The 2,993-nt window shown below is 69.2% G+C and carries 3 protein-coding genes; all 3 read left to right on the top strand.

Annotation, left to right across the window (positions count from 1 at the left end; translation table 11 throughout):
- A partial coding sequence (locus H5J30_RS24595; protein WP_181789544.1) for a carbohydrate ABC transporter permease occupies window positions 1-843 on the top strand: 843 nt, incomplete at its 5' end.
- Between the two features lie 16 nt (window positions 844-859).
- Window positions 860-1,741: a carbohydrate ABC transporter permease gene (locus H5J30_RS24590; protein WP_181789543.1), complete on the top strand. Its 882-nt coding sequence runs from the start codon at window positions 860-862 to the stop codon at window positions 1,739-1,741.
- Window positions 1,742-1,791: 50 nt separating this feature from the next.
- Window positions 1,792-2,993 (top strand): alpha-amylase family glycosyl hydrolase (locus H5J30_RS24585; RefSeq protein ID WP_181789545.1); only part of this gene is annotated, 1,202 nt, incomplete at its 3' end.

Raw genomic sequence — 2,993 nt, 5'->3', positions numbered from 1 at the left:
ACCGCCCACGGCTTCCTCATCGGCGCCGTGCTCTGCTTCGGCCTCTTCTCCTGGTATCCGATGATCCGGGAGTTCATCCTGGCCTTCCAGAAGAACGAGGACGGCGAGACCGTCTGGGCGGGCTGGTCGAACCTCGGCTACATCTTCAACGACCCCGCCTTCTGGCAGGCGTGGCGCAACACGTTCGCCTTCACCGGGCTCGCGCTGCTCCTCGGCTTCGCCGTGCCGTTCGCGGTCGCCATCGTGCTGAACGAGTTCCGGCACGGCCGCGCGTACCTGCGGGTGCTGGTGTACCTGCCGGTGATGCTGCCGCCCGTCGCCTCCGTGCTGCTCTTCAAGTACTTCTACGACCCCGGCTACGGGCTCTTCAACCGCATTCTGGAGACCTTCGGCCTGCCCGCGCAGGACTGGCTGCAGTCGAGCGACACCGCGATGCTGTCCGTCGTCATCGCCGCGACGTGGATGAACATGGGCGCCGCCACGCTGATCTACCTGGCCGCGCTGCAAGGGATCCCGGGCGAGCTGTACGAGGCCGCCGAGCTGGACGGCGCCGGCCTCTTCCGCAAGATCTGGCACGTCACCATCCCGCAGACCCGGCTCATCCTGTCGCTGATGCTGCTGATGCAGATCATCGCCACGATGCAGGTCTTCGTGGAGCCGTTCCTGCTCACCGGCGGCGCCGGCCCGGAGAACTCGACGCTGACCGTCGTCCAGCTCATCTACCAGTACGCCTTCACCTTCAACAACTACGGCAGCGCCGCGGCCCTCGGGGTCGTGCTGATGCTGGTGCTCGCCGTCTTCTCCGCCGCGTTCGTCCGCCTCGACCGCAGCAGCGAAGACTGAAGCCGGGAGATCGAAGATGGCCGAATCACAAAGGACGCTGATCTCGCCGGCGGTGCTGGCCAGGCCGCGCGGAAAAGCCCTGTACTGGGGCGCGTTCACCCTGGTCATGGTGGTCTTCACGCTGGCGTTCATCGGGCCGCTGTACTGGATGGTGACCAGCGGGCTGAAGTCCTCCCAGGAGTTCGCGCAGACCCCGCCGACACTGGTGCCGGGCGAGGTCCGGACGGACAACTACTCCGAGGCGTGGAGCGTCCTGGACCTGGCCCAGTTGCTCCTCAACACCTGCGTGTACGCCTTCGGCGCGCTGGCCTTCATGCTCGTCTTCGACGTGGCCGCGGCGTACTCGCTGTCCAAGCTCCGCCCCGTGCTGGGCAAGGCCATCCTCGGCGCGATGCTCGCGACGCTGATGATCCCGGCCACCGTGCTCGTCGTCCCGCAGTACCTCACGGTGCTCGACGTGCCGCTGATCGAGCGCAACCTCATCAACTCGCCGTGGGTGATCTGGCTGCCGGCGGTCACCAACGCCTTCAACATCTTCCTGCTCAAGCGCTTCTTCGACTCCATCCCCCGGGAGCTGATGGACGCCGCCGCCATGGACGGCGCATCGCCGATGCGCACCCTGCGGTCCATCGTCCTGCCGATGTCCCGGCCGATCCTCGGCGTCGTCTCGATCTTCGCGGTCGTCGCCGTGTGGAAGGACTTCCTCTGGCCGATGCTCACCCTGCCCGACCCGTCGAAGCAGACCCTCAACGTCGGCATCTACTCGCTGGGCGCGAGCGTTCCGGAGAACCAGCTCATCGCGGCCCTCGCGATCGCCTCGGTGCCCACGTTGGTGATCTTCCTCGTCTTCCAGCGCAACATCATGCACGGCCTGACCGCCGGCAGCCTCAAGGGCTGACGGTAAGGGCCCTCTTCCTGAACCAGTAGGGATTTCCTGTGAGGGATTCAGTGTCGGATACGAGCTGGTGGCGCGACGCCGCCATCTACCAGGTCTACGTACGCAGCTTCGCCGACGGCGACGGCGACGGCACCGGCGACCTCGCCGGCGTCCGCGCCCGGCTGCCGTACCTCGCCGAGCTGGGCGTGGACGCCATCTGGTTCACCCCGTGGTACGTCTCGCCGATGGCCGACGGCGGCTACGACGTCGCCGACTACCGGGCGATCGACCCCGCGTTCGGCACCCTGGACGAGGCCGAGAAGCTGATCGCCGAGGCCCGCGCCCTCGGCATCCGCACGATCGTCGACGTCGTGCCCAACCACGTCTCCGACGCCCACCCCTGGTTCCGCGCCGCGCTGGCCGCGGGGCCCGGCAGCCCGGAGCGCGAGCTGTTCCACTTCCGCCCCGGCCGCGGCCCCGGCGGCGAGCTGCCGCCGAACAACTGGCCCTCCCAGTTCAACGGCGAGTGCTGGACCCGGCACGCCGACGGCGACTGGTACCTCCACCTGTTCTCCGAGCGGCAGCCGGACCTCAACTGGGCCCATCCGGCGGTGCGCCGGGAGCACGAGGACGTGCTGCGCTTCTGGTTCGAGCGCGGCGCGGCGGGCGTACGCATCGACTCCGCGGCCCTGCTGGCCAAGGACCCCGCGCTGCCCGAATGGGACGAGGACGACCCGCGCGGCGAGCCGAACCCGTACGTCGACCGGGACGAGCTGCACGAGATATACCGCTCCTGGCGGGCCATCGCCGACGAGTTCGACGGCGTGCTCATCGGCGAGCTGTGGGTGCCGGAGCCGGAGCGCTTCTCCCGCTACCTGCGCCCGGACGAGCTGCACACCGCGTTCAACTTCGACTTCCTCGCCCGCCCCTGGGACGCCGCCGAGCTGCGCGGGTCCATCGACACCACGCTGGAGTACCACGCGCCGGTCGGCGCGCCCGCGACGTGGGTGCTGTGCAACCACGACGTGACCCGCACCGTCACCCGCTACGGCCGCGACGACGCCGACCCCGGCACCGGCTTCGAATTCGCCGCCAAGCGCTTCGGCACCCCGACCGACCCGGTGCGCGGCACCCGCAGGGCGCGCGCCGCGGCGCTGCTCTCGCTCGCCCTGCCCGGCTCCGTCTACCTCTACCAGGGCGAGGAGCTGGGCCTGCCGGAGGCGGAGGTGCCGAGGTCGATGCCGGTGCCGAGGGAGAACGCGAAGAACGGGAT

Source organism: Streptomyces phytophilus, from assembly GCF_013870535.1.
Lineage (GTDB): Bacteria > Actinomycetota > Actinomycetes > Streptomycetales > Streptomycetaceae > Streptomyces > Streptomyces phytophilus.
This window is presented reverse-complemented; position numbering and strand designations above follow the sequence as displayed.

What these genes read in the sequence shown, in the direction of transcription:
- H5J30_RS24590 (WP_181789543.1), top strand. Translation starts at nt 860, where the DNA reads ATGGCCGAATCACAAAGGACGCTGATCTCGCCGGCGGTGCTGGCCAGG.